Origin of the sequence: Rhodoferax sp. PAMC 29310, assembly GCF_017948265.1 — a bacterium.
GTDB lineage: Bacteria > Pseudomonadota > Gammaproteobacteria > Burkholderiales > Burkholderiaceae_C > Rhodoferax.
Window position 1 is genome coordinate 683,611 of the sequence record NZ_CP072852.1, and the last position, 25,894, is coordinate 709,504.

Here is a 25,894-nt window from a genome sequence, read left to right on the forward strand (position 1 = left end):
CAGCGTGGAGGCATAGAATGCTTCGAATGAGTGCAGGGTGCCTCCCTCGCACGGTTTGCTCAATAAATACAAGTGAGACTGGCGAATGATTCTCAGGAAACTGACCTCCCCTGGTGTTTGGTTGATGCGCAAAATGCGCCTGTCCGGGAAGGTACTGCTCCTCGCTGTGGTGCTGTTCTCTCCACTGATCTTGGCCCTGATTCAATCGACGACACCGAGCCCCGCATCCGACACGGGACTGCTGGCTTTGGTAAGCGGGATTTTTCTGGTGCTTGGAGGGTATTTGTTGCTGGCATTTCACAGTAGCATCACCCAAGATTTGCAGGATGTCACCCATGCCATGAGCAAACTGGTTCAGGGCGATTTGCGTCTCAGTCCCGTTCGCGCCGGAGGCGACGAATTCGCCAATTTGGGCAGCGCAACAACGAAGATCGGCGCCACCGTGTCGTCCATGGTGGCCAATGTACGAAGCAATGCCGCTTTTGTGGCTCATTCCGGTCAGAGCTTGGCGGCGGGCAACCGCGCGTTGTCGGAGCGCACCGAACAGCAAGCAGCAAATCTTGAGCAAACAGCGGCCAGCGTGCAAGAGTTGTCCAGCACCGTTCAAGAAACGGCGCAAACCGTGCTACAGGTCAATCAGCGCGCGGGCAATGTGCGTGATGTGGCGGACCGCGGCGTTGCCATCATGGCTGAGGCGATCGCCTCGGTTGAGGCCATTCAAAGCAGTGCCCGGCGCATGGACGAAATCGTCAGTGTGATCGACGGCTTGGCCTTTCAGACCAATATTCTCGCGCTCAATGCCGCAGTCGAGGCCGCGCGGGCGGGGGAGTCTGGCCGGGGATTTGCAGTGGTTGCCAGCGAAGTTCGCTCTCTTGCGCAGCGCTCCGCAGCCTCAGCCAAGGAGATTCGTGAACTGATCAGTGCATCCTCTGAGCAAGTGTCCGTCAGCGTCAGCAAGATTCAAACAGCCGGTGACAGCATGACACAAATCGTGTCGGGGATTCATGATGTAGCGAGCAATATGTCGCTCATTTCGACTTCAAGTGCTGAACAAAGCACCGGCTTGACCGAGATCACCTCGGCCATCCGCCAACTCGACGAGATCACTCAGCGAAACGCCCAGATGGTGGATCACGCGGTCACCCAGTCCCGAAACCTTGAGGGGCGCGCCTCCACACTTGTTGAGGCCTTTGCCCTGTTTAAGCTGCAGCAAGGCTCAGCGGACGAAGCGATTGAACTGGTGGAGCGGGCCGCAGCGCGCCGGCGGCGCAGCGGGTCTCGCGAGTCATTTTTGCGGGACATCACGACTCCAAGCCAAGGCTTTCATGACCGCGACATGTATGTGTTTGTGCTGGATTCCAACGGCACATACCTCGCCTTTGGCGGCAATCAATCCAAGGTCGGCACCCGGGTTCAGGACATTGCAGGCATTGATGGTCAGGGCTTGGTCAACGACATCATCAGCCAAGCTCAAATGGAGCCCGGCTGGGTTGAATATGACATCACCAACCCCCTCACGGGCCGTGTGCAGACCAAAATGTCGTTTGTTCAGCAGGTTGACGATTGGTATTTGGGCTGCGGCGTCTACAAAAATCTGGTGCAGAGCTAAGCCTGATTGCGTCAGGATCGCAGTCAGGAAGGCCCTGGCGTTGTTCGCTTCGCCCGAGCGCGGGCCAGGGCTGCTTCAATCACCGAGCGTTTTTTATCCAAAATTGCCGGGTCTGTGTGTTGAGAGTGTGCAGCGAGGTCAGGCAGTTTAAGCCGAGCTTTTTCCTCTCGTCTGTTCGCCGCTTCTTCGTTGTCCCTATTGCGGCGGAAGCTATAAAACTCGTAGCGAGTTTTGGCGTTGTTGGCCAGCGGTTGCGACCAAGCATCCCAGCCCGTCGATTGTCCAGAGACATTTTCCAGTTTGATGCAATCCACTGGGCAGACCGGTAAACACAGTTCACAGCCGGTGCAATGCGCCTCGATGACGGCATGCATTTGTTTGTTGCTGCCCAGTATGGCGTCTGTTGGGCAGGCGCCAATGCACAAGGTGCATCCAATGCACCAGTCTTCATCAATGAAGACCACCGAACGGGGGCCTTCAACCCCGTGGACAGGGTTAAGTGGTACGACGGGTTGCCCGGTGAGATCGGCCAACAAGGCAACGCCTTGTTGGCCGCCCGGAGGGCACTGGTTAATCGGGGCTGCTGCCTGGGCAATAGCCTGGGCATAGCTCGAGCAATCGGGGTAGCCGCAGCGCGTGCACTGGGTTTGAGGTAACACCGCCAGAATACGGGCCGCGAGCGACTCCATTACTTCTTGCGAGTGACCTTCTTCACAGCAGCAGGCGCACGCGGTTTTGCAGCAGCAGCCGTCGTGGCTTTCACTGGATTGGACACAACCTTTGCGGCCGATGACTCTGCATAGTGGTGCGAGGCAATGAAGGCTTGCAACTCGGGGTACACCACCTCGCGCCAGCGGCGACCAGCGAAGATGCCGTAATGGCCTGCACCTTCAACAATCAGGTGTTTTTGCTCTGAATCTACAACGCCACCGCAGATTTTGTGCAATGCCTCGGTTTGACCCAAACCGGAAATGTCATCCAATTCACCTTCGACGGAGAACAAGGCTGTGGTCTTGATGTCCTCTGGACGAACGCGTTCGATTTTGCCGTCCACTCCTTTGATGTCCCAATCGCCATTGACCAGATTAAATTCCTGAAACACAACTTTGATGGTTTCAAGGTAGTAGTACGCATCCATGTCCAGTACGGCGTTGTAGTCGTCGTAAAACTTGCGGTGGGCTTCCGTGCTTTCGTCGTCACCTTTGATCAGGTCTTTGAAATAATCGTAATGGCTTTTCGCATGGTTGCGGGGATTCATGGCCACAAACCCGGTGTGCTGCAGAAAACCAGGGTAGACGCGGCGACCGGCACCGGCGAAATTCGATGGTACCCGATAGATCACATTGTTCTCAAACCACTCAATACCTTTGGTGGTTGCCAAATTGTTGACGGATGTGGGTGATTTGCGGGCGTCCAGCGGGCCACCCATCATGGTCATGGTGGTGGGCGTGACCTCACCCCGGCTGGCCATCAAAGAGACGGCCGCCAAAACGGGCACAGTGGGCTGGCACACGCTGAGAACGTGGCAGTTGCCGTAAATACCTTGCAGGTGACGAATGAACTCCTGCACATAATTCACATAGTCATCCAGGTGAAACTCGCCTTCGGACAACGGAACCAGTCGTGCGTTTTTCCAGTCAGTGATGTAGACTTTGTGGTCTTTCAGCATGGACTTAACCGTGTCACGCAGCAAAGTGGCGTAATGGCCGGAAAGGGGCGCCACGATCAAAACAGCGGGTTGACCCTTTAGCTTTTCCAGCGTTTGGGTGTCGTCCGTGAAACGTTTGAACCGGCGAAGCTCACAAAAAGGTTTGTCGATTTCGACCCGCTCGTGGATGGCGACTTCCACATCGCCGGCCAATACAGTGCGCAGCCCAAATTCTGGCTTCTCGTAGTCTTTACCCAGGCGGTGCATGAGGTCGTAACCCGCTGATATCCTCTGGGCGAAAGGGCTTTGCCCCATTGCTGTTTGAGGATTGCGGAAAAGTTTGGCCGCCGACTGGGCCATATCTGTGAACGGCTCCATCAGGGAACGTTGGGTTTCGTAGAGTTGGTAGAGCACGATAGGTTCACTTTCAGAAAATGTTGCAGTGCAATATAACAGTTTAGAGGCAACTTTGTGTCAGAAGATTGCGCCGAGGACTCAGCTTGCTGTCAGGTTTCGAGATTAACTATTCGTGGCCATGAATCCAATTGCTTGAAAAATTTAGCTGATTCGGCAAAGCACTGCGAGCTCACATTATTGCAAACGGAGTAGTTATTGCGTGAATCGGTCTTGATGTTGCTCAATGCGAACTGCGCTTTTGTTGTCGTGCCGCCAATATTGACGCGAGGTGACTGAGCGCCCGATAGGCGTCGCCACTCGGTTCGTCCCAATGTGAGACTGCCTCTCCTTGTCGCTGAACCAAGGCAAGGTCGCCTCGGGCAGCCGGCCCCGTCAGTGCGCCTGCGGGCCCCAGAGAAAGGATGTTCGCAACAGCGTTGTGCAGTAGTTTTTCTCTGACCTGCAGGGCGATGGCGTCGGGCATGCCGCTGTCTAGCCACAATTGATCAGCGGTGGCTTGCAAGACCGGTAAAAAATTGGTCGCAAACACGGCGGCTGCGTGATACAGCAACTTGTTTTTAGCCAGCAGGGGGAAGCAATGCCCCTTGATTTGCTGAAAGGCCTCCGATAACACCCCCAATGCCTGGGGATCGCCTTCCAAAGCGCAGGGCGTGTCCACAAATTGAATCATTGCGTCTTTAGCGTTGGCGAAACTTAGCAGGCAGTGGGCGCTGGCCACTTTCCAGCCCTGCTGTTTCAGGCCGGCTAACTCCTCAGACGAAAGTGCGCCACTACAGTGAAACGCAAGGCTCGCAGGATGTGCCGGAGTCACTTGGCTCAAAGCTATTGCAACGCCTGATATCTCTCGATCCGGCACCGCCAACATCCAGAGGTCGGCGGGGCGCATATCCGCAAGTGAACCAGTGGCCCGACCCGCGCCGATAAAGTCAACTGCATGTTGAGCCGACGCAAGCCCGCGCGTCAGCACATCTTGAACCTCAAACGTGCCTTGGTCTTGCCACAAACGCGCCAGCGTTGAACCAACCCGACCGCTACCGATGAGGTTGATTTTTTTCATACGTGTGAGAATTAATGGTGCTATTGATGATGCAGCGCCTTACGCTTGCTGCAAGCGCGTATGGGGTCTATTTCATCATCGGAAAATCGTAAACTAGATGACTTTGGCAATGGCGGCGCAAACATAGTCAATGTTCTTGCTGTTGAGTGCGGCCACGCACATGCGGCCAGTGTCAGTTCCATACACTCCAAACTCAGAGCGCAGGCGAACCATTTGGTCTTTGGAGAGACCGGAGTAGCTGAACATGCCAATCTGGGTGGTGATGAAGCTCATGTCCTGTTGAACACCGGCAGCCTTGAGTCCGTCCACCAGCTTTTGGCGCATGGCTTTGATGCGAACGCGCATCTCGCCCAACTCTTTTTCCCACAGGGCGCGCAGTTCTGGGTTGCCCAAAACGGCAGCCACAATGGCGCCGCCGTGAATCGGTGGGTTGGAGTAGTTGGTCCGGATCGCAATCTTCAACTGGCTCAAAACGCGTCCTGCCTCTTCCTTGCTGGCGCAAACCACCGACAACGCGCCAACACGCTCGCCATACAAGCTGAAGCTCTTGCTGAACGAGGTGGAGACAAAAAAGTCCAGTCCTGCGGCCACAAACTTGCCGATGACCGCGCCGTCTTCGGCAATGCCATGTCCAAACCCCTGGTAGGCCATGTCCAGAAAGGGCACAAGATTTTTGGCTGTGATCGCTGCAATCACCTGATCCCACTGGGCCGCTGTGATGTCATAGCCCGTTGGGTTATGACAGCAGGCATGCAGCAAGATGATGGTGCCGGGAGCCGCAGCGTTCAAATCGGCCAGCATGCCGTCAAAGTCAACGCCGCGTGTTTCGGCGTCGTAATAGCGGTAGCTGTCCACCGTGAAGCCGGCGTTGGTGAAGAGGGCGCGGTGGTTTTCCCAGCTTGGGTCCGAGATCAGAACGGTTGCATCGGGGTTGAGCTTCTTCAAAAAATCCGCGCCAACTTTCAAACCGCCAGTGCCACCGATGCCTTGAACTGTGGCAACACGGCCCGTGGTGACGGGTTCACTCTCAGCGCCAAACACCAGCGATTTAACAGCGGCGTCGTATGCGGCGATGCCGTCAATGGGCAAGTAACCACGCGCGGTTGGCTTTTCCATCATGGTTTTCTCGGCGGCCTGGACGCATTGCAGCAACGGAAGTTTGCCGCTGTCATCGAAATAAACGCCTACGCCAAGGTTGACTTTGGCTGGGTTGGTGTCCGCATTGAACTGTTCATTCAAGCCCAAAATTGGGTCGCGAGGGGCCATTTCGACGGCAGAAAAAAGTGACATGAGAGAGTCCTGTGAAAAGAAGTCAGAGAGAAACGAGAATAGGGGGCTGGGTCTAGATGCGGAATATTTTAGTAGCTTCGACCCGGGTTTAAATCGTCAGGTTATGCCAATGCTCACTGAAAACATGCCAATTCCGGCGCCGGCTGATGATGCGCCGCCAACACCCGAGGGCACGTTCGTGCACTTTGCGGATTCTCCGTTTGAGCTATTTCAGCCCTATCCTCCAGCGGGAGATCAGCCTGAAGCCATCGAGCAGCTGGTTGACGGGATCAATGACGGAGAGGTGTTTCAGACGTTATTGGGCGTCACGGGGTCCGGCAAGACCTTCACCATGGCCAATGTGATTGCCCGCTTGGGGCGGCCCGCGATCGTTTTCGCCCCCAACAAAACCTTGGCCGCGCAGTTGTACAGCGAGTTTCGTGAGTTTTTCCCAAAGAACGCGGTGGAATACTTTGTCAGCTACTACGACTACTACCAACCTGAAGCCTATGTGCCGCAGCGCGATTTGTTCATCGAAAAGGATTCGGCGATCAATGAGCACATCGAGCAGATGCGCTTGAGTTGCACCAAAAGTTTGTTGGAGCGGCGGGATGTTGTTATCGTCGCCACCGTGTCGGCGATCTACGGTATTGGTCAGCCAGAGGCCTATCACCAGATGGTGATGACTTTGCGGGCAGGTGACAAAATGGGTCAGAGGGACATGATTGCCCAGCTGGTTCGAATGCAATATCAGCGCAATGACATTGACTTCTCGCGAGGCGCGTTCCGTGTTCGGGGCGACACGATTGACGTGTTTCCGGCTGAACACAGTGAAATGGCGGTCCGAATCGAGCTGTTTGATGACGAAATTGAGTCCCTGCAGCTCTTTGACCCCCTGACGGGGCGCATTCGCCAGAAGATTCCCCGGTTTACGGTCTACCCCAGCAGTCATTACGTAACGCCCCGTGCGCAGGTGTTGGCGGCTGTGGAGACCATCAAGGTGGAGCTCTCGGATCGGGTCAAGGAGTTTGTCAGCCAGGGAAAGCTCGTTGAGGCCCAGCGCCTGGAGCAGCGCACCCGGTTTGACCTTGAAATGCTCAGCGAGGTAGGGCACTGCAAAGGCATTGAGAATTATTCGCGCCATCTCAGTGGCGCTCCGCCGGGTGCGCCACCCGCCACATTGACGGACTATTTGCCCAACGATGCCCTGATGTTTCTGGACGAGAGCCATGTGCTGATTGGGCAGTTTGGCGGCATGTACAACGGCGACCGCTCCCGAAAGACGACCTTGGTGGAGTATGGATTTCGTCTGCCCAGCGCACTGGACAACCGCCCGCTGAAGTTCGAAGAGTTTGAAACCAAGATGCGCCAGGCCGTTTTTGTGTCCGCCACGCCAGCCCAATGGGAAAAAGACCATACGGGCAAGGTCGTTGAGCAGTTGGTACGCCCCACTGGTTTGGTCGACCCGCAGGTGGAAGTGCGACCAGCCACCAGCCAAGTTGACGATGTACTGCAAGAAATTCGAATTCGGGTTGAAAAGAGCGAGCGCGTTCTCATCACGACGCTGACCAAGCGGATGGCCGAGCAGTTGACCGACTACCTGAGCGACAACGGCGTGAAGGTTCGTTACCTCCACAGCGACATCGATACGGTCGAGCGCGTTGAGATTTTGCGGGACCTGCGTTTGGGCACCTTTGATGTTTTGGTTGGAATCAATTTGCTCCGAGAAGGACTGGATATTCCAGAGGTTTCCCTCGTGGCAATTTTGGACGCCGATAAAGAGGGGTTTTTGCGGTCAGAGCGATCTTTAATCCAAACCATCGGTCGGGCAGCCCGCAATATGCATGGCCGCGCCATTTTGTACGCCGATAAAATCACGGACTCAATGCAGAGAGCCATTGGCGAGACTGAGCGGCGTCGACTCAAGCAGTTAGCGCACAACGAGTCCCATGGCATCACGCCTCGCAGCATCGTTAAACAGGTCAGGGACTTGATTGACGGTGTTTACAGCGAGAAAGCCGGAAAAGAAGCCGAAAAGCTGGAGCGCGATGCACTGCAGAGAGCCCAGGTGGAAGACATGAGCGAGAAAGATATTTCCCGCGAGATCAAACGCTTGGAGAAGTTGATGCTGGAGCACGCCCGCAACCTTGAGTTTGAAAAAGCGGCACGGGTGCGGGATCAACTGGGCATTTTGAAGACGCAAGCCTTTGGCGCCTCGGGTAGTAATTTCCAGCCATAACCCTGATTTGGTTGGTAAAGGTCAGAAGGTGACTGGTGAGTCTAGGTACCCGAGTAATTTGATCGGATTCTTGCTATAATTAGCCAAACCCGTCTAAAGCGGGTTTATGCAAGTCCAGTGGCGCAACTAAACAGAGGCAATGTTACGCGCAGACCGGATGGTGTTGCAGTTGATCAACCAATTCCAAGGAGTTTGCCATGCGTCTTACTACCAAAGGCCGTTTTGCGGTCACAGCGATGATTGATTTGGGTTTGCGTCAAAGTGGCGGCCCGGTCACTCTGGCGGCCATTAGCCAGCGTCAGCAAATTTCGCTGTCCTATCTTGAGCAGTTGTTTGGCAAGTTGCGTCGTCACGAGCTAGTGGAGTCCACTCGTGGTCCCGGCGGCGGCTACACCTTGGCCAGAAAGCCTTCCGAGATCACAGTCGCTGACATCATCGTTTCTGTGGACGAGCCCATCGATGCCACTCAATGTGGAGGGAAAGAAAATTGTTTGGGCGAAGGTGCTCGATGTATGACCCATGATTTGTGGGCGTCCCTGAATACCAAAATGGTTGAGTTTTTGGCCTCGGTGACTTTGCAAAAATTGGTGGATGAGCAATTGGCAAAAGGGTTGCAGATCGAAGAAGGGCCATCGCTCAAGCGTGCCATCTCAAGCATGCCTGTGGTGAAGCCCGTACGGTTGAATGTGCCGAACTCGGTTTTTGCCCTTGGGAATGCATTTTCCAAGTCGTGAATTGACCATTGATATTTTAATAAACACAGCAGTAGTGAGTTAGCTATGGATACAACACCGCATTTCCCCATTTACATGGATTACAGCGCCACCAACCCTTGTGATGAACGAGTGGTGGACGCCATGGTTCCGTGGTTGCGCCAACACTTTGGTAATCCCGCGTCGCGTAGTCACGCCTGGGGTTGGGAGGCTGAGGCCGCTGTTGAGAAAGCGCGCGAGAACGTTGCAGCACTGATTGGCGCCGACCCGCGCGAAATCGTGTGGACCTCGGGTGCGACAGAGTCAAACAACCTGGCCCTTAAAGGCGCGGCAAACTTCTACAAGACCAAAGGTAAGCACATCATCACGGTCAAGACCGAGCACAAAGCGGTCTTGGACACCTGTCGTGAGTTGGAGCGTCAGGGTTTTGAGGTGACTTATCTGGATGTGAAAGAAGATGGGTTGCTGGATTTGGAAGTCTTCAAGGCAGCAATTCGCCCCGACACCATTTTGGCCAGCGTCATGTTTGTCAACAATGAAATTGGAGTCATTCAGGATATTGCCGCCATCGGTGCAGTTTGCCGCGAAAAAGGGGTGATATTCCATGTTGATGCAGCCCAGGCGACCGGCCGAGTAGATGTCGACCTGAACAAGTTGCCTGTCGATTTGATGAGCCTAACCGCGCACAAAACCTACGGCCCCAAGGGCATAGGGGCTTTGTTTGTGCGTCGCAAGCCGCGAATTCGTATTGAAGCCCAGATGCATGGCGGTGGCCATGAGCGCGGTATGCGCTCAGGCACGCTGCCCACGCACCAAATCGTGGGCATGGGCGAGGCCTACCGCATTGCAAAAGAAGAAATGGCCGCTGAGAATGTCCGTATTCTCGCTTTGCATGACCGCATGTTAGCGGGCCTCAAAGACGTGGAGCAGGTATTCATCAATGGCCACGTTGATCAACGGGTGCCACACAACCTGAACATGAGTTTTAACTATGTGGAAGGCGAGTCCTTGATCATGGGTATCAAGGGTCTGGCTGTTTCCAGCGGCTCGGCGTGCACTTCCGCCAGCCTTGAACCTAGCTATGTACTGCGTGCCTTGGGCCGCAGCGATGAGTTGGCGCACAGCAGTCTGCGCATGACGATTGGGCGATACACCACAGAAGCCGAGATCGACTATGCGGTGGAGACCATCAAGCTCAATGTGGCCAAGCTGCGTGATTTGAGCCCTTTGTGGGACATGTACAAAGAGGGTATCGACATCAGCACCATTCAGTGGGCTGCCCACTAAACCAAAAGAGGTAAATAAAATGGCATATTCAGAAAAAGTCGTTGACCACTACGAAAACCCCCGCAACGTCGGTTCTTTCGACAAGAGTGACGAGTCTGTAGGTACCGGCATGGTCGGTGCCCCCGCCTGTGGTGACGTGATGAAACTGCAGATTCGAGTGAATCCTGTGACGGGTGTGATCGAGGATGCTCGATTCAAAACCTACGGTTGTGGTTCAGCTATCGCTTCGTCTTCGCTCGTTACTGAGTGGGTGAAGGGCAAGACACTGGATCAGGCTGCAGCGTTGAAGAACAGCGAGATTGCTGAGGAACTGGCCCTGCCACCTGTGAAGATTCATTGCTCAATCCTGGCTGAAGACGCCATCAAAGCCGCAGTGAACGACTACCGTCAAAAGCACGGCGTAGCCCAGACCAATTGATATGGCTGTTACCCTGACTGAGGCTGCCGCCCGGCACGTTAATCGATACCTTGCCAAACGTGGCAAGGGTGTCGGTGTGCGTCTGGGTGTCAAAACAACGGGTTGCTCGGGTCTGGCGTACAAGATTGAATACGTGGACGAAGTGGCCCCGGAGGACATTGTTTTTGAAGGTCACGGAGTGAAAATTCTGGTTGAGCCCAAGAGTTTTGCCTACCTTGATGGAACCGAGTTGGACTTCGTTCGCGAAGGCCTCAACGAGGGATTCAAGTTCAACAATCCCCGCGAACGGGATCGTTGCGGTTGTGGTGAATCCTTTCGAGTGTGAATCTCCAAACCAATGATTTCAAGCTCTTCGGTCTTGCCCTTACCTTTTCGCAAGACCGTGAGGGCATTGATGCACGCTGGAAGGAGCTGCAAAAGGAAGCACACCCGGATAAATTTTCAACCCAGGGCGCGGCCGCACAGCGAATCGCCATGCAATGGTCAGTTCGAATCAACGAGGCTTATCAGCGACTGAAGGATCCTCTGAAACGTGCGGCCTATTTGTGCGAGTTGAACGGTGTACTCATCAACGCTGAAAACAACACGGCAATGCCCACGCCATTTCTGATGCAGCAAATGGAATGGCGAGAGTCGTTGGAAGATGCGACCAGCGTATCTGATCTGGAGCAGCTGGACCAAGAGGTGTCTGCTGCGCGTCGGCTCATGCTTGAGCATTGCGGCCAGTTGCTTGACTCAACGCATGATTATCAGGAGGCGGCTCAACAGGTGAGGGCACTGATGTTCATTGAGCGCTTCGCCAGTGATGTGGAAAACCGTATCGACCGTATAGACGTCGGCTAACTGGGACAATGGATTCTTGAATCCGAACAAATAAGACATGGCGCTTTTACAAATATCTGAACCTGGCCAATCCCTGAACCCGCATGAGCGGCGTATTGCGGTTGGCATTGACTTGGGCACAACTCATTCTTTGGTCGCATCCGTGCGTCATGGCGTAGCGGAATGCCTGCCCGATGACAAAGGGCGGGTGATTCTTCCCTCCGTTGTTCGCTATCAGGATGGAGGCGCTCGTCAAATTGGATTCGACGCACAGGCTGCGTTGGCACAAGACCCTGAGAACACCATCGCGTCGGTGAAGCGATTTATGGGGCGGGGTTTGAAGGATGTTGCTAGTCCGGAAAAGTTGCCCTACCGCTTTGTCGATCATTCTGGCATGCTGGGATTGCAGACCATTCAGGGTGAAAAATCACCGGTTGAGGTCAGTGCCGATATTTTGGCAACGCTGCGTTACCGTGCCGAAGATACCTTCAACGATGATTTGTACGGGGCCGTAATCACGGTTCCTGCCTATTTTGACGATGCTCAACGCCAGGCGACGAAAGATGCTGCCCAATTGGCCGGGCTGAACGTTCTTCGTCTGATAAATGAGCCCACTGCCGCCGCTATTGCCTACGGGCTGGACAATGCGAGCGAGGGTGTTTACGCCATTTACGACCTCGGTGGCGGTACCTTTGACATCTCCATCTTGCGGCTGACACAAGGGGTCTTTGAAGTCGTGGCAACCGGAGGGGACTCCGCGCTGGGGGGCGACGACTACGATCACGCTCTAGTGGATTGGGTGATTGCGCAAAGTGGCTGCACGGCCCTGACTTCAGCTGACAAGGCGGCGCTGAAAGTTGCAGCCAGAGCCTGCAAGGAGGCCCTTTCCTCCCAAGATACTGTGACATTCAAGGCGCAACTGACCAACGCAGACTTGGCCGTGGATGTTGATGTTGCTAGGTTTGAGGCGGAAACTCTCATCTTGACCAAGCGTACCGTCACAGCGGCCCGCAAGGCCCTACGTGACGCCAAACTGACCGTCGACGACATTGAGGGCGTTGTCATGGTTGGTGGCTCAACTCGCATGCCTCAGATTCAAAAAGCGGTTGCAGAGTTCTTCGGCTGTGAGCCGCTAACCAACTTGAACCCAGACGAGGTTGTTGCGCTCGGTGCAGCGATTCAGGCCAATCAACTGGCGGGCAACAATACGGATGGTGATTTGTTGTTGCTGGACGTCATTCCGCTGTCTCTTGGAATCGAAACCATGGGTGGATTGGTTGAGCGTATTGTTCCCCGCAATGAAACGATTCCCACGGCGAAGGCTCAGGACTTCACCACCTACATTGACGGTCAAACGGCGCTAGCTCTGCATGTGGTCCAAGGCGAGCGAGATCTGGTGGCTGACTGCCGCAGTCTTGCGCGTTTTGAATTGCGTGGAATTCCACCGATGGCGGCTGGTGCAGCCCGGATTCGCGTGACCTTCACTGTCGACGCAGACGGTTTGTTGAGCGTCAATGCATTGGAGAAAATCAGCGGAGTGCAGGCTCGAATTGATGTCAAACCATCCTACGGATTGGGTGACGATCAGATCGCGGCCATGCTTCAGGACAGCTTCTCTACGGCAGAGGCGGACATGAAGTCACGAGCGCTGGTTGAAGCGCGTGTCGATAGCGATCGTATGGTCCTCGCCATTGAAAGCGCTCTGGCGGCAGATGGCGATTTGCTATCTCCATCCGAGCGCGCTGACATCGACCGGCTGATCGCTTCCTCGAAGGCGTCTCGCCCCTTGGACGACGCGGCGCAGATCGAAGCCGTGACTCAAGCTCTAGCCAAGGGCACGGAAGCTTTTGCGGCGGTTCGCATGAATCGAGGCATTCAAAAAGCATTGGCTGGCAAAAATATTGAATCCGTCTGACCCAGACAACACGACTTGAACAATGCCCATTATCAAAATATTGCCCCATCCCGAATACTGCCCCCAAGGTGCAGAAATCTCCGCGCCCGCAGGCACCTCTATTTGTGAGGCGATGCTCGACAACCACATCAACATTGAGCATGCTTGTGACATGAGTTGCGCCTGTACCACTTGTCACGTGGTTGTTCGCGAAGGCCTCTCTTCGTTGAACGAGTTGGATGAAAATGAAGAGGATCTGCTGGATCGCGCTTGGGGACTGGAGCCCAACTCTCGCTTGAGCTGTCAAGCATTTTTGGCCCATAAAGATGTCGTGGTGGAAATCCCCAAGTACTCCGTGAATCACGCCAAAGAAAATCACTGACCGATTCTGATCGACCGATTGAATTGTTTATGCGCCAAATTTTTCTTGATACAGAAACCACGGGCCTGTCTGCGGATGGTGGTGACCGGGTTATCGAAATTGGATGTGTGGAGATGATCAGCCGAAAGCTGACCGGCAACAACAAGCACTTCTACCTGAATCCAGGGCGCGAGAGCCACGAGGAAGCGCTTAAAGTTCATGGGATCACCAATGAATTTCTGAAAGATAAGCCCCAGTTTCCCGCGGTAGTTGATGAGCTGATGACTTATTTGGCAGGGGCCGAAATTGTTATTCACAACGCGGCCTTCGACGTCGGCTTTCTGAACAAGGAGTTGGAGCTGGTTGGACGACTCAAATTCAAGGAATTTGTTGCGAGTGTGACCGACACGTTGGTCATGGCCAAGGAGATGTATCCGGGCAAGCGCAATTCTCTGAACGCACTTTGCGAGCGACTGGAAGTCGACAATTCGGGTAGAGCGTTGCATGGCGCGTTGTTGGATGCCGAACTTTTGGCTGACGTCTACATCAATATGACCCGTGGCCAAGAGGCCTTGCTAATGGAGGTGGGGTCGAATGAGGTCGCCCGTGAGAATGTGATCGCCGTTGATTTGCGAGCCTTTGCTCCGCCTTTCCTGTCCGCCAATGAGCAAGAGAATTTGGCACACGAACAGGTTCTCACAGAAATTGATAAATCGAGTGGTGGGAAAACTTATTGGAGAGTTGGCTGTTGAAAATATGGCATAATTCAAGGCTTACCTGATAAGAATTCAGGGCGATTAGCTCAGGGGTAGAGCACTGCATTCACACTGCAGGGGTCGCAAGTTCGAAACTTGCATCGCCCACCAAATTTATTGGTTATAAATCAAGGACTTACGAGTGATCGCAAGTCCTTTTTTGTTGCCAATAAAGTTTTGAATTTAGGCTGAGGACACACTATAAGCACATCTCAAGAAGTCACTGATGAGACTTCTTGGTTGGTTCAGTTAAGGCTAACCCTCACATCCTCCCGCGTCTTGCCCCGGTACTTGTCCAGCTCGATACCCTTGAGCTCTGGCACTTTGGCATAGCTGACGCTGCCTTGCTTCCAGAACCTCGTCACCGACACTCCACCACCCGATTCCTTGGGGTGTTGCGCAAGCGCCACCAATGCCTCACGGGCCTTGGCCACCACGTCATCAGCCAGATCAGCGGCCAGCTTGGCGGCAGAGAAGGCGGTCGCAGCCGCAACCCAGTCCGCATCCTCCCGCTGCACCGTGTCTGCATCCGTCAATGGCGGTGGTGTATCCGTATCCAGGTAGATCTGGAATTGATCCCAACCATCCCGAATACGCTGCACCGCATGGTCAATGGGGGCGACTGGCCTGAGCAGGCCTTGGGTGCCATCAAATACATAGAGATGCGCCAGTGTTGCACCGGACACCATCATCTGATGCTGTATCTGCGCCGCGTAATGGTCAGGCACGTAGCCGGCCTTGACTTCACGCCACAGCGCGGAGTCTTGTCCCCGGTACGGACACTTGATCTCCACGATCAGGTCTCCCTCCAGGGTCATGCCATCCAGACTGGCTGAGTAGAGACCATCCTGCAGCACGAGCGGCTGCATGATGTTGCCCGTCTCGGCCTCGTAGGCCAATCGAGCCGCAGGCTCTAGGTCGGTGCCACGCTGCATCGCGACATTGGTCGGGTTTTGAGCCCGGCCTGTCTTGAGTAGCCACAGTTGGTACGGAGTGCACCATGGGCTGACGCCCAGAACGGCAGCGGTTTCGCTGGCATTGCGCATGGTGCGCCGGTAATCCAGCCAGGCCTGGCTGCCTTGGGTCAGTTGAATGATCTTCATGCGACTCTCCTTTTTTCCAATGAACGAACGACCCGGCTGAACTCAGCGCTGGGCAAGTCCTTGAGCGATGCAACGCCAAAGTGCTCCAGCAGGCGATTCAGGTCCGTGCCGGTCTCGATCACGAGTTTGTGAATGTTGGCCTGTTGGGGGCCTGAGATCGTCGGCCCTGTGCGTTTGGCATCCGCGCGAGTGACTGGTGCCGGATCATTGGCTGCATCGGCTACTGGTTGCGGCAGGTCTTCGCCGGCATAGATGTACAAGCCCAAGCCATGCAGTGCAATGGCCTTGACCAGGCAGCGCTGTAGGCTGGAATTGATCTCGAACGAATTGGGTGCCAGTAGGGGGCGGTTGCGCCCATCCAGACAGGGGTGAATCTGGCTCAGCGTGACGCCTTGCACCGTCACGGCCACTTCAACGAACACGCCAGCGTCTGTGACCAGGTAGGGCAGCCCGTCAAAGCGACGCACCTCCCAGGTGGCCGTGGGATCAGCCAGGCGCAGTTGGGCCACGGCAATTGGCCAACTGAGGTAACTAAAGCCACCTTTCTTCTCGACATGCGCCGAGACGTTGATGGCATTGAGAGTGGCAAAGTAATTGCCCGTGTTGATGTTCATGATGATCTCCAGTCAGATAAGGGGAAAGAAAGAGCGCCAGCCAAGAATTCATGGCTGGCGCGGGGTGGGGCCAGATAAGGCATGCCCGCTGTGCCTGCGATGTTGTCAGTTTTTTGCCCACACAATGTCGCCAACTAGGCTTGTTCTTAGGGAAACGCAGACACCCCGCATGGCCATGCCGGGTGCTGATTTGGTTTAAGCCAGGGCCGTTGCCGACTTGGCTTGTGGGTTGGGCTCGGTGGCTTGGGCTGGCAGCAGAAAGTCAGCTGCCTTTTGTGCCAGTGAGGCCGCCCTAAAGATCAAACGCTTGTCACTGCTCAGGGCGGTGAGCCAGCTGGCGATGTAACTCGCATGCTGCAACTCACCCGGTAGCCCGCAATGACTGCTCAGGAACGCAGAACCCATCTCGGCCACCAGCTCCTCAAAGGCATAGGCTTCGATGTGCTGACGCCCCGATAGAACCCGGTTGCAACGAGTCGGGTGACCCGTCCAATGGCTGAGCTCATGCAGGGCCGTAGCGTAATAGCTACTGGCTTGGGGGAACTGAGCGGGGAGTGGCAACTGAATCACGTCGTCGCCCGGACGGTAAAACGCCCGGTCACCCCCGTGACGGATGACCGCCCCTGATCGCGCCATTAGCGTTTCAGCGGCGTCAATGGGGCTCCAATCCTCCGGCGGTGCCGGTACGGCAGTCAGTGCCTCCGGCAGACCATCGACCTGAGCGGCGTTGAAAACGGTGAAGCTGCGCAGCAGCGGGATCACCTTGCGGGCGGGGGTGTCGTTGGCAGCGCGTGGGGTGCCATCGCACTCCAGCATCTTGAAGAACACGATGGGGCTGCCCGTCTCGCCACGGCGGACACAGGCACCCAGAGCGCGAGCTTGCTGAAAGGTCAGCCAGCGGTTCAGGGCATAGCCCTGAGTCATGGTCTGCACATTGAGTAGCAGCGTGTTGATGCCACGGTACTGGCGCCCGGTGCTCAGATTGGCTGGCAGCAGGCTTCCCTGCACCTGATTCCAGGGGCAAACCCAAGGTGGTGTGCCCGCTTCTAGGGCGGTAATGATGGCGTCCGTGACGGACTGATAAAGGTCGATAGTCGATTTCATGACAAAGCTCCAGACGTAAAAAAGCCCCTGATGGACGAGCCAGGCAGGGGCGGAGTTGAATGACGAAGAACTGAAGGGGCAGGGTGGTTGAACCACTGAGGCAGAAAGCCAGCCCCAGCCCCGGTCAACTGAGGGTTGACGGGTCAAATTGGGCAGGCGTGTGCCTTTGCGCTTGAAGACCAAGCCAGAACCCTGGACAGGGTGGCACGGCCGTACCGCGCCAGCCCCAGGGCCACTTGCTCGCCGGTGATGCCAATGGCATCCGCCAACGTCGAGGCGGCCTGAACGGCCACATCGAGCTTTTGGTTGGACAAAAACAGCGTCACCGCAGGGTGAATGACATGCTGACTAAGCGCCAGCGCCACGATGACGGCCAGCAGCCACAGAAGAAAGGACAGAAACAGTCCCAGGGCGGCATATTCAATCAGCCAGACGCAGGCAGCAGCCACGGCAAAGCCGGCGGCGAAGTCGCCGCTGAGAGCGGCGATGGTGCGAATGAGGGTATTGCGACGTGAAGTAGACATGGATAACTCCAATAAATGAGGGGAGGGGGGATTGAGGCTGTCAAGCAGCTAATCGGTGGGGCACAGGGCAGGTGCTTACACCTTGAGCCTGATGAGACCTGGGTAGTACAGATCGCCCTTGATGTGCCCAAAAGCACGCTTCGCCAGGCTGGTGCCCACGGAAGTGAGCAAACCGGCAAAGGTGGCGGCCATGACGCCAGAGAAGGTGCCGAAGTGAACAACCAGCACGATCAGGGTGACGGCCACGTCGAGGACGACGTCGTAGTTCAGCCAGCGCAGCATGGTGCGCCGAGGCAGCTTGATGAAGATGAAGACAAGACCGAGGAAGATGGCAAAGCCGGTGATAAACATGAGGGAGCTCCTGAGTGACGGATCAAGGTGAATCCACAAAGCTCAAGCAGGACGACGACCTCGGTCGTCGTGGCTGTTGGGCTTCATGGGTTGGCGTCTTCAAGAACTGAAGACGAACACGGTGACCGATGCAGGCGCTGTACTCAGCGGCTGCCGGGAGTTCAGGGCCTAGGGTCCCCTCTGGCCGGGGCAGGGAAACGGAATCCGAAGTGGCAGGGCTTTATTTGACCCGGGGGACAGGGGACCCGTGCCCCCGGATGAGGCGGTTTTCTAAAAAAATCCCTAAAAATTTTTTCAGAAAAATTTCCGTTGCAATGTGAACTCCTTGCGCCTCTAAGACATCACCTCATCCTTGGAAAACGTGTGTATTGAAGGCCAACCATGTCACATAGCCAACCGTTTCAACGGGGTCCTTACTCTCCCGCTAAACAAATCAATAAATTTCTTCGGTGCTGTGTCGTGACCATTTGAACGGTGAGTTGCAAGATGCCGATGTGCCACTTTTGGCACGTCAAATCTTGAAAGATCCATATGAAAGCCAACATTTCCAGCACGCCCACACCCGCAACACCAAAGTCTCCGATGAGACCCACAGCAGCAGGTAGGATTCAAGGCGCCCAAGCTCGGGCCAATGGCGGCGGCGTTGCTAAAGGCAGCTTTGCGGCACGCGCACAAAGTGCTGCAACCAAAGGCGGCAAACGCTAATACAGGGAGTAGGCGGGCTTTTCAGCCCGCCTTTAAGGAAATACACCAATGACAAAGACCATCATCCCCAAATTAGGCGCACTGCTACGAACGGCGATTACGCGCGCTGGATATCGCGGATTCATTGCAACACTTGGCCTAGACAAAGACCTTGATGACATAGCAACCGAGGCAAGGCCCTCGTCAACAGCTGATTTGATGCTGGGAATCGAAAGCGCCTGCAGCAAACAACTCGGCATTGAATGCGGAGGAAAATGGGCGCAGTTCTTCACAGTGGCTTGGTCGTATAGCAAAAATACGATTCAGCATTTGAGTTGCGGCGTAGACACCAGTCCGATGGCGAATGAGCAAGGGCAAGAAGGAATCGTTCGTTCTTGCGTTATTCCTATGCTTTCGGAACTGCTGTTGTCTGCAAGGTCGCAGCAGACAGGTCCTATTGATGACCAATGGTGGGATAAGCCATTTGCCAGTTGGATTCAATGGGCAGCCGTCAAAGCAAATATCAGCACCGAACTCATTCTGGCGAACTTGGGCAACCACTTCGAGGTTGACCCTCGGTCAGTTGAGCGATGGATGGCGGGTGATCCCACGGGCGGGTTACGCTGGCCTTACCGGGCTGCGGTGGAGGAGGCGCTCGGCAAAAATGCGTCTGAACGCCTTAAGGGAGGCGGAATCGATCAACTGTGCGGCTGGTTGGTTGTGACGGTTGGATTTCAGTCATTGCCATCTGAGCTTCGCGATCGCATACGCCGCGACTTTAAATTGCGATCACAACAACCGTGGTCGTTGGAGCAAACGATTCTCATGCTTAACAAGCATGGCTTCGTTCAAGGGGATCGTCCAATACGCTCAGAAGCCGTCCCGCTCCTTCAGAAGATTGAGTCTCTTTTTTCGATTCGGCCACAGAATAAGGTTGAGATCCAGAAAAGCTTGAGTGAGTTTCAAGTGCTGATTGAACAGGAAACCTCCTTTTGGCAGCGCCCTTACCAATACATGCATCACTGGTTCTCCGCGCGCCTGGCAGGTATTGCCGGCCAAGAGGCTGAAGCACTAAGACTTTACGATGCCGCCCTAACCGGTGTTTGGTGGTATGGCGGCGCCAATCAGCACCCGATCGTCAACGAAGCAATGGTGTACGCCGTCGGTGTTGGGGCAAAAGTAATTGCCGAAAGCTATTGGGACAAGACATTTCTGTTGGGGTTGAACAAATGGCCCAAGCGCCCGCTGGATGAGCAGGAAATGAGACGTATCTCGTTTGGTTTCGAGAAGATGTTTTCCCCGCAAAAGGCCAAAGCAAGAATCCCCCCAAAATTCAGAGTAATTTTGACGGAAGGCGAATTCGAGAACAGCCCTCAAGCACTGACCAAGCCCAACAGTAAGGTCAAACATGCCGAGGGACGGATTAGATGCACGCCGTTGATGGAAGCGATTCGCGATGGCACTCTGCGTGATGTTCAGCAGCTTTTAGAAGCTGGCGGTGACCCCAATGATTACATCAAGGAGTCTGGCGAAGGGCCACTCTCATACGCGATGCGTCGCGCCTGCGATCGCAAAGACCCTCTCATCATGACGCACTTGTTAAGCCTTGACCTGTTGCCAGAAACGGTCAATCGACAAGCGTCCACAAAGCGGGAAACCCCTCTGAAGATAGCCATTGAGATGGCGGACGCCACAGCAGTTGAACGGCTAATTGAGTTAGATGCAGATGTTGAAGCGAGGTGCGACCACCAACCTTCGGCCCTGTGCTACGCCATGCTGCTTTTGCATGGAAGCCTTTTCCCGGAGGACCCGACTCAGATACAGGCCTATTTGGCGGGCAAGGGGCGCGCCGATGTCTATGACGCGAAGGATGGTGCCGTGCTGGACATCGACCTGGCTGCGCGACGCCAACCATTTCTGGCAAAGTTGCATTCGGCCCCACATTATTTGGACATCTTCAATGCAATCAAAAGATATTTCATTCGCCCCCCCGACGATTGCCGCAAAGTCATCCATGCCCTGCTTCGCTGTGGAGCAAATGCAAACCGCAGGTACAAAGTCGAAACGCATCACATTGCCGAATGGACGCCAACGCTGTTCGCGGCCCAAGTCGGCGACCTTAGTATTTTCGAGGCGTTAATTGAAAACGGGGGAAATCCCGACCTCACGTTGATGCAGTCGTCCTCACTCGAACGGCAGGACGCATTGTGGGTAGCCATCGCGCATGGCCGGCACGCCATTGTGGATTTTCTAACAAAGCGACGACAACGATCTCCGCGCTGAGTTCTGGAACGTCAGCGCACTTTTCAAAAAATGCCTTCGGTTGCATGTCGGGACAATGCCGCTCCAAAGTTGGATCCTCAGAAGCTGGATTCAACTTGGGATTTGAAATGCGCTACTGCCACGACAAAGAAATCAATCAACTGGTGGCCGGGATGGTTCGTCAGGGATGGAAATTTACCAAAGGACGGCATGGAAAGTTGCGTAAGCCGGATGGATTTGGCTTCGTTACCATACCGAACACCCCGAGTGACTATCGGGCGATCCTGAATCTGAAACGTGACATTCGACGGCAGTTGAGTACGCGTTAATTTGTATACCCCACTTGGTCAGTCTTAGCGTGGAGTTTTTAGCTGCCGCTTTGGAGAGTGCCATTCAGGCTGGGTTGGATCCCAATGGCCCGACTTGTTGCGGATGTGCAGGACGCGCCCATGGCGGCCAAAACGCCGCTACCCCCCGGCGTCAATTCCGGGGACTCTTATATGGAGACTAAGCGACTCAAGGCGCTGTCGGTGCAGCCTTCGGATTTGGCAATCTGGAAGCGCTGACCGAAGCGCAGCATGAGCACGCTGAGCTGACGCGGTCCGTGTATATATAGGTCGAGTGACGCCAGACGAGATTTTTTCACTTCTCTGTTTATGAAGTGCATTCCGGAAAATCGGCCACCACAGCTTCGACTTCTTCGAGTTCTTCTATCCGGCGCAGATAGCTGTGTTTGATGATCAAGCGGCGGGCGTCACGCAGATCGTCTTCCGGGCCTCGTTGATTACCGTTCGCAACGTCATTCCATGGGTAGTCTGTTGCGTGAAGGAACAGCTTGGCGCGGTGCAGGTGAATGTCGGCCAAAAACAGGGGCATGGGGCCCCTTTCTGCAATCTCCCATGCTTCGTCTAGGTCAGCTTTCGCGCTTTCGAGCCCAATGGTGTGGCCTAGTATGCAGCGCACCCAGGCTCGTGTAATTAGGCCGTAGGGGAGGTATACGATGTCACCTGCGATGCGCAAGTCGTCTACCGCCGAGCTAATTTCAGTTGAAATGCTTTTCAATTCGTCGAATGAACCCCGCAGCGCGTCTTTTGTCGTAGCCGCCAGAATTGCCGTGTAAAGCGCTGCACGACCCAAAGTGAGTTTATTCAGCGCGATGCTTAGAAATGCCATGTGTGGATCATTCTGCAACCAACGGAGCGTCTCGGCGGCTCGCCGCGCGACTCCGTCAGGCACCATTTCGTGGATTTTGTCCTCACCTTGCTTCAGGTAGATCCGCCATGCTGAGCGCTCTGCCCCAGTCAACAATAGATCGCAGAATCGGAATCCTTGTACTGAATACAAAAACGGAAAGGTCGGTTGGCATTTGGTTTGTAGCGCTTCCGCGTCACGAAAGCGCTTCTCAGCCTCGGAGCGACGGCCAGCCTGATGTAGGACGTCACCCACCTTCGCGAGCGCTACGACAATCCTGAACGGTTCTCCGCTGCGGTGGGCATAGGTCACCGACAGTTCTGCATTCTCAATTGCGGAGTCCGTGCTTCCCAATGTCAACTCTAACTCGCTTAGGTTGCTGGCGCTAATGGAACTTTGGGCCCAGTCACTTTTTTCAACGCGCATGCTTAGAGCAGATTGTGACGGTTGGACTGCCTCGGTCAGCCGACCCAATGCTCGCAAAGTGTATGCAGCTACGGCCATTACCCACGCACGGTCGCTTTCGCTGAGTGCGTGCGAGACATCGGTCCACTGCACGTCGAAGAAGCAGGCGAGAGCGCCCATGTTAAAACCGAAAGCGCCAAGTCTCCTCGTACTGTATTCCTCCTGAGACCGTTGAATTCGACCGCGAAAGATGCGAACGCATGCATCCTGCTCTGCCCCCGCCTGACAACCGTGAGACACAGCTTGGTAAAGCGGCTGTAGATCTTCCAGCGTAGGCGTTTTTCCCTCCTTTGTAGTCGAACATAGGTGTTCATAAAGCCGCGCATGCGCGGCGCGCCAAGCGGTCGGCTGCGTTGCTTCGAGTTGCTTGGCAAAGTATTCTCGTAGCAATGGGTGGGCGTCAAGCGAAATCAGGTTGCCGCCAGCATCTTGGTTCACTGTGAGTAAGTTTGCGGACTCCAACCGGGCGAAGACCATGTGCCGTTGGGCCACGGTGAGCGCGGCGAGGGGCTCGATCAAGTTCGGAATAACAGGCGTTTTCAGTAACGCGGCCAAGCAGTCTGATGTCGCGGGTCGATCGAACAAGCCGAGCAACTGAAGTACAACAATGGCACGTTGACCACGCCTTCGGTCATCACCACTTTTTCCGCCGGTGGAAAACCACTGAACATAAGCATCCATCACGCGAAATGCATGACCTCCCTGCTCACTTTCAGCATCAGCCTCTTCTAAATTTACCAGGTCGCGCTTGCGAATGTCGCCCCCGTGGGCGTCACGAAGGTAGCTGCCCATCAGGTTCAGAGTAAGTGCGTGCCCGCGCACATCTTCCACCAACTTCTCCCACTCGGGCTGTGTACCGATTACTCCCAGCGACTGTAACAAAGCCACCCCGGCTCGTTTAGTTAGACGTTTGAGTTCTAGCTGGGGAGCCGTGGTTTGCCTAAAGGCGCGCAAGTCGGGTATTGCGTAGCGGGTGGTCAGGACGCACAGGCCCCGGTTATTGGTCGCTAGTGCTTTGAGCAATGCGACTAGGCCTTGGTCTTTCAACTCTCCCGGTGTTGGCGATGTGGGCGCGTATTGGAGCGGTTCCACGCCATCCAGAATGAGAAGTACGCGGCGTTCACCCACCAGTTGGGCCAGTCGTCGGGCTTTATCGAACGCGCTCTGACTATTTTTCGCCATTGCCGCATCGCCAAAAAATCGTAGGGCTTCTGCTAAAAACAAGTCGCTGGAAGCAGCCGACTGATCCCGCGAGCCTTGGCTGTAGAACGACCATGCAAACGCCGCGTCGCAGTCCGGCCAGCCTTGGTGGGCCAATTCTGCAGTCCACTTGGCCACTAGCGATGTTTTTCCTTCGCCTCCTAGAGCCACGAAGGTAACGATATGCGGTCGTCGAGACTCTGCGCGGCGGACTTTGCTCCATGCTTCGCTGAGTAAAGCCAGTTCATCTTCACGACCGATGAGATGTTCTGGTGCGTATTTGACGATTCGGGAGATTTCGCGTGCAAAGTCAGCTGTGGCCTTGCCAGTTCGATTCTCCGAACTATCGCTGAGTTCTGCTATCTTTCTTCTTGCTTCCTCCACTTGCTCTATGAGAGCAAATTTCTGGGCTGGATCGGCGACGATCGCTTCCTGTGTCAATAAATGTTCCAGCTTCCTCACCCAGGCATCTAAAGCAGTACCCATCACAGACAACCGCCGAATTCTTGAATCTTGGCTTTTGCTTCTTCGATTCGCTGCAGAATCGAAAACCTCTGAACTGGATCCACCGCCAGCGCTTCTTCTTGCTGTAGAAATGCCAATTTTTTTTGCCAAAGACCCAATGCAATTGGATTTGGCCTTGCCTCTGCGACTATTGCCTGCAATGACGAAACTGGATGGGCTGTAACGCCGCCATAAAGGCCGTCGACATCAAGTGCTGTCTTGACGACCCGTGCCGCATTCTTGGCTGCGACTTTCTGCCAGGCGTCTTTTTCCGCACGGCTCTTGTTGTGCCCCCAGTCGCAAATGGCTTTGACGATGATCCAATCAACTTTGGCGATTTCGGCGCCGACATATAACCCTATACCTTCCATTTCGCCACCAATTGCTTCTTGTGAAATGGCCTTCAGGCTTTCTCGGTAGTCCTTGTTATCGACGAGTTTTTGACCGGTAAGCAGAAGTCCAAACCGAACTTTTGGCCAGTCCCCAACACGGCGCGATTCGGTGTTGTCAGTCTGACGGAACCGGTTGCGGAGAGTGTCAGAACTGCTTGGCTTGTCCCCTCGCGGAGTCAGCGTTCCATCTTCATTCAAGCGGCCCAGTTCGTAGTCTTGGATTTGTGTTGAGACCAAAACGTCACCGATGGCTTGTTTCTTCTCATCCATTCCGAAAGCAATGCCAACGGCAATGATCGCCTTAGGCTGCCAGTGTTCGATTGCCTCTGACGTGCGCTGCTGGGAGGCGCCCACGCCTCCCGCACCCATTTCGCAGATCGTATGGACGATGCTACAGCCACCGTGAATGCCTAAATCGTTGTAGGTTCTGCCGCCCTTGGTCACTTGCACCGGCGGTAGACCCAAGCCAATGAAGGCATCCAGCAATGCATGGGTTTCCGTATCGTTGACGGACATGAGGACGATAACTGGGTGTTGAGTATTCATTGTTATTGTTGGCCCAATTGGGACCAGAAGTTGTTTTTTTTGAGCCAATGGGAAACGTCGATTACATCAGCGCCCCTGCGACTGGGGTCGTCGATATCGGAATGATCACCTAATGTCCAGGCATGCGACGTTGCCTTGAGCAACGTGTTTCGGCCAAACAGGGAGTGAATGGCAGGGTTCAGAGTAATCCGAGGCGATGGCTCGCGACTGGATAGGGCCGCAATAAGGTCACCCTGTTTGAGATCCGGCATTGAACCAGTACTCATATCAGCCCCCGGGCAAGATAGCCTTTGTAGGCAGTTCATCTTTTTGACTTCGCATCCCGAGAGTGTCCAGTCAAACTTCCATTGGGCGATTGCGCGACGAATAATTGCAACTCTGAAAGCATTCGCTATATAGCCATAGAAACTCGTCGTCTCCGTCCTGCGTGAACAGCGCACGGCAGACTCTAGCGCTTGTACCCTT

Annotated in this window: 24 protein-coding genes and 1 tRNA gene; 14 read left to right on the forward strand and 11 right to left on the reverse strand. The window is 54.9% G+C overall.

The window, feature by feature from the left end; all coding sequences use genetic code 11:
• Nucleotides 1–124: 124 nt before the first annotated feature.
• Nucleotides 125–1,609, forward strand: coding sequence for a methyl-accepting chemotaxis protein (locus J8G15_RS03155; RefSeq protein ID WP_240538420.1), 1,485 nt, complete (start codon nucleotides 125–127; stop codon nucleotides 1,607–1,609).
• Nucleotides 1,610–1,632: 23 nt separating this feature from the next.
• Here J8G15_RS03155 and rsxB read toward each other — a convergent pair whose 3' ends face one another.
• From rsxB to J8G15_RS03175, 4 genes are all read right to left on the reverse strand, one after another.
• On the reverse strand, nucleotides 1,633–2,298 hold the full coding sequence (gene rsxB / locus J8G15_RS03160) for an electron transport complex subunit RsxB (RefSeq protein ID WP_210546089.1): 666 nt from the start codon (nucleotides 2,296–2,298) through the stop codon (nucleotides 1,633–1,635).
• On the reverse strand, nucleotides 2,298–3,671 hold the full coding sequence (locus J8G15_RS03165; RefSeq protein ID WP_210546090.1) for a polyhydroxyalkanoate depolymerase: 1,374 nt from the start codon (nucleotides 3,669–3,671) through the stop codon (nucleotides 2,298–2,300). Before J8G15_RS03165 ends, rsxB begins: the two co-directional genes overlap by 1 nt.
• A gap of 223 nt (nucleotides 3,672–3,894) precedes the next feature.
• The gene (locus J8G15_RS03170; RefSeq protein ID WP_210546091.1) at nucleotides 3,895–4,731 is read right to left on the reverse strand and encodes a Rossmann-like and DUF2520 domain-containing protein; all 837 of its coding nucleotides are present in this window, start codon (nucleotides 4,729–4,731) and stop codon (nucleotides 3,895–3,897) included.
• Between the two features lie 93 nt (nucleotides 4,732–4,824).
• Nucleotides 4,825–6,021 carry an amino acid aminotransferase gene (locus J8G15_RS03175; RefSeq protein WP_210546092.1) on the reverse strand — a complete coding sequence of 399 codons (1,197 nt, stop codon included), beginning with the start codon at nucleotides 6,019–6,021 and terminating at the stop codon, nucleotides 4,825–4,827.
• A gap of 109 nt (nucleotides 6,022–6,130) precedes the next feature.
• Between J8G15_RS03175 and uvrB the strand changes: the two genes are divergently transcribed.
• The 10 genes from uvrB (at nucleotide 6,131) to J8G15_RS03225 (ending at nucleotide 14,600) form a co-directional block, all read left to right on the forward strand.
• Nucleotides 6,131–8,239 (forward strand): excinuclease ABC subunit UvrB, encoded by a 2,109-nt coding sequence (gene uvrB, locus J8G15_RS03180; RefSeq protein ID WP_370627480.1) that lies wholly within the window; start codon nucleotides 6,131–6,133, stop codon nucleotides 8,237–8,239.
• 197 nt (nucleotides 8,240–8,436) lie between these two features.
• A complete protein-coding gene (locus J8G15_RS03185; RefSeq protein ID WP_210546093.1) occupies nucleotides 8,437–8,973 on the forward strand; it encodes a Fe-S cluster assembly transcription factor in 537 nt (178 codons plus the stop codon).
• Nucleotides 8,974–9,018: 45 nt separating this feature from the next.
• Complete coding sequence (locus tag J8G15_RS03190) at nucleotides 9,019–10,239, forward strand: IscS subfamily cysteine desulfurase (RefSeq protein ID WP_210546094.1); 1,221 nt, start codon at nucleotides 9,019–9,021, stop codon at nucleotides 10,237–10,239.
• A gap of 19 nt (nucleotides 10,240–10,258) precedes the next feature.
• Nucleotides 10,259–10,657 (forward strand): Fe-S cluster assembly scaffold IscU, encoded by a 399-nt coding sequence (gene iscU, locus J8G15_RS03195; RefSeq protein WP_210546095.1) that lies wholly within the window; start codon nucleotides 10,259–10,261, stop codon nucleotides 10,655–10,657.
• Between the two features lies 1 nt (nucleotide 10,658).
• A complete protein-coding gene (gene iscA, locus J8G15_RS03200; RefSeq protein ID WP_210546096.1) occupies nucleotides 10,659–10,982 on the forward strand; it encodes an iron-sulfur cluster assembly protein IscA in 324 nt (107 codons plus the stop codon).
• Entirely contained in the window at nucleotides 10,979–11,500 is a 522-nt protein-coding gene (gene hscB / locus J8G15_RS03205) for a Fe-S protein assembly co-chaperone HscB (protein ID WP_210546097.1), read from the forward strand. Before iscA ends, hscB begins: the two co-directional genes overlap by 4 nt.
• Nucleotides 11,501–11,537: 37 nt before the next feature.
• Nucleotides 11,538–13,394: a Fe-S protein assembly chaperone HscA gene (gene hscA / locus J8G15_RS03210; RefSeq protein WP_210546098.1), complete on the forward strand. Its 1,857-nt coding sequence runs from the start codon at nucleotides 11,538–11,540 to the stop codon at nucleotides 13,392–13,394.
• A gap of 22 nt (nucleotides 13,395–13,416) precedes the next feature.
• A complete protein-coding gene (gene fdx, locus J8G15_RS03215; RefSeq protein ID WP_210546099.1) occupies nucleotides 13,417–13,755 on the forward strand; it encodes an ISC system 2Fe-2S type ferredoxin in 339 nt (112 codons plus the stop codon).
• A 29-nt stretch (nucleotides 13,756–13,784) separates the two neighbouring features.
• Nucleotides 13,785–14,486: a DNA polymerase III subunit epsilon gene (gene dnaQ / locus J8G15_RS03220; RefSeq protein ID WP_210546100.1), complete on the forward strand. Its 702-nt coding sequence runs from the start codon at nucleotides 13,785–13,787 to the stop codon at nucleotides 14,484–14,486.
• A gap of 39 nt (nucleotides 14,487–14,525) precedes the next feature.
• Nucleotides 14,526–14,600: transfer RNA gene (locus J8G15_RS03225), tRNA-Val, on the forward strand.
• 134 nt (nucleotides 14,601–14,734) lie between these two features.
• Here the strand turns inward: J8G15_RS03225 and J8G15_RS03230 are convergent.
• From J8G15_RS03230 to J8G15_RS03250, 5 genes are all read right to left on the reverse strand, one after another.
• Nucleotides 14,735–15,592, reverse strand: a complete 858-nt coding sequence (locus tag J8G15_RS03230) for a lambda-exonuclease family protein (protein ID WP_210546101.1) — start codon at nucleotides 15,590–15,592, stop codon at nucleotides 14,735–14,737.
• The gene (locus J8G15_RS03235) at nucleotides 15,589–16,206 is read right to left on the reverse strand and encodes a DUF1071 domain-containing protein (protein WP_210546102.1); all 618 of its coding nucleotides are present in this window, start codon (nucleotides 16,204–16,206) and stop codon (nucleotides 15,589–15,591) included. The genes J8G15_RS03230 and J8G15_RS03235 overlap by 4 nt, the downstream gene beginning before the upstream one ends.
• Before the next feature lie 195 nt (nucleotides 16,207–16,401).
• Nucleotides 16,402–17,310, reverse strand: coding sequence for an ArdC family protein (locus J8G15_RS03240; protein ID WP_210546103.1), 909 nt, complete (start codon nucleotides 17,308–17,310; stop codon nucleotides 16,402–16,404).
• 143 nt (nucleotides 17,311–17,453) lie between these two features.
• Nucleotides 17,454–17,834: a hypothetical protein gene (locus J8G15_RS03245; protein WP_210546104.1), complete on the reverse strand. Its 381-nt coding sequence runs from the start codon at nucleotides 17,832–17,834 to the stop codon at nucleotides 17,454–17,456.
• Nucleotides 17,835–17,909: 75 nt separating this feature from the next.
• The gene (locus tag J8G15_RS03250; protein WP_210546105.1) at nucleotides 17,910–18,185 is read right to left on the reverse strand and encodes a hypothetical protein; all 276 of its coding nucleotides are present in this window, start codon (nucleotides 18,183–18,185) and stop codon (nucleotides 17,910–17,912) included.
• Nucleotides 18,186–18,938: 753 nt separating this feature from the next.
• Here J8G15_RS03250 and J8G15_RS03255 point away from each other — a divergent pair.
• The 3 genes from J8G15_RS03255 to J8G15_RS03265 all read left to right on the forward strand — a co-directional run bounded on the left by J8G15_RS03255 (nucleotide 18,939) and on the right by J8G15_RS03265 (nucleotide 21,697).
• Complete coding sequence (locus tag J8G15_RS03255) at nucleotides 18,939–21,152, forward strand: ankyrin repeat domain-containing protein (protein ID WP_210546106.1); 2,214 nt, start codon at nucleotides 18,939–18,941, stop codon at nucleotides 21,150–21,152.
• Between the two features lie 95 nt (nucleotides 21,153–21,247).
• Nucleotides 21,248–21,460, forward strand: a complete 213-nt coding sequence (locus tag J8G15_RS03260; protein WP_240538421.1) for a type II toxin-antitoxin system HicA family toxin — start codon at nucleotides 21,248–21,250, stop codon at nucleotides 21,458–21,460.
• A gap of 84 nt (nucleotides 21,461–21,544) precedes the next feature.
• On the forward strand, nucleotides 21,545–21,697 hold the full coding sequence (locus tag J8G15_RS03265) for a hypothetical protein (protein WP_210546107.1): 153 nt from the start codon (nucleotides 21,545–21,547) through the stop codon (nucleotides 21,695–21,697).
• 88 nt (nucleotides 21,698–21,785) lie between these two features.
• Here J8G15_RS03265 and J8G15_RS03270 read toward each other — a convergent pair whose 3' ends face one another.
• Nucleotides 21,786–24,473, reverse strand: a complete 2,688-nt coding sequence (locus J8G15_RS03270) for an ATP-binding protein (protein WP_210546109.1) — start codon at nucleotides 24,471–24,473, stop codon at nucleotides 21,786–21,788.
• Nucleotides 24,473–25,429, reverse strand: a complete 957-nt coding sequence (locus J8G15_RS03275) for a hypothetical protein (protein ID WP_210546111.1) — start codon at nucleotides 25,427–25,429, stop codon at nucleotides 24,473–24,475. The genes J8G15_RS03270 and J8G15_RS03275 overlap by 1 nt, the downstream gene beginning before the upstream one ends.
• Nucleotides 25,430–25,894 lie beyond the last annotated feature (465 nt).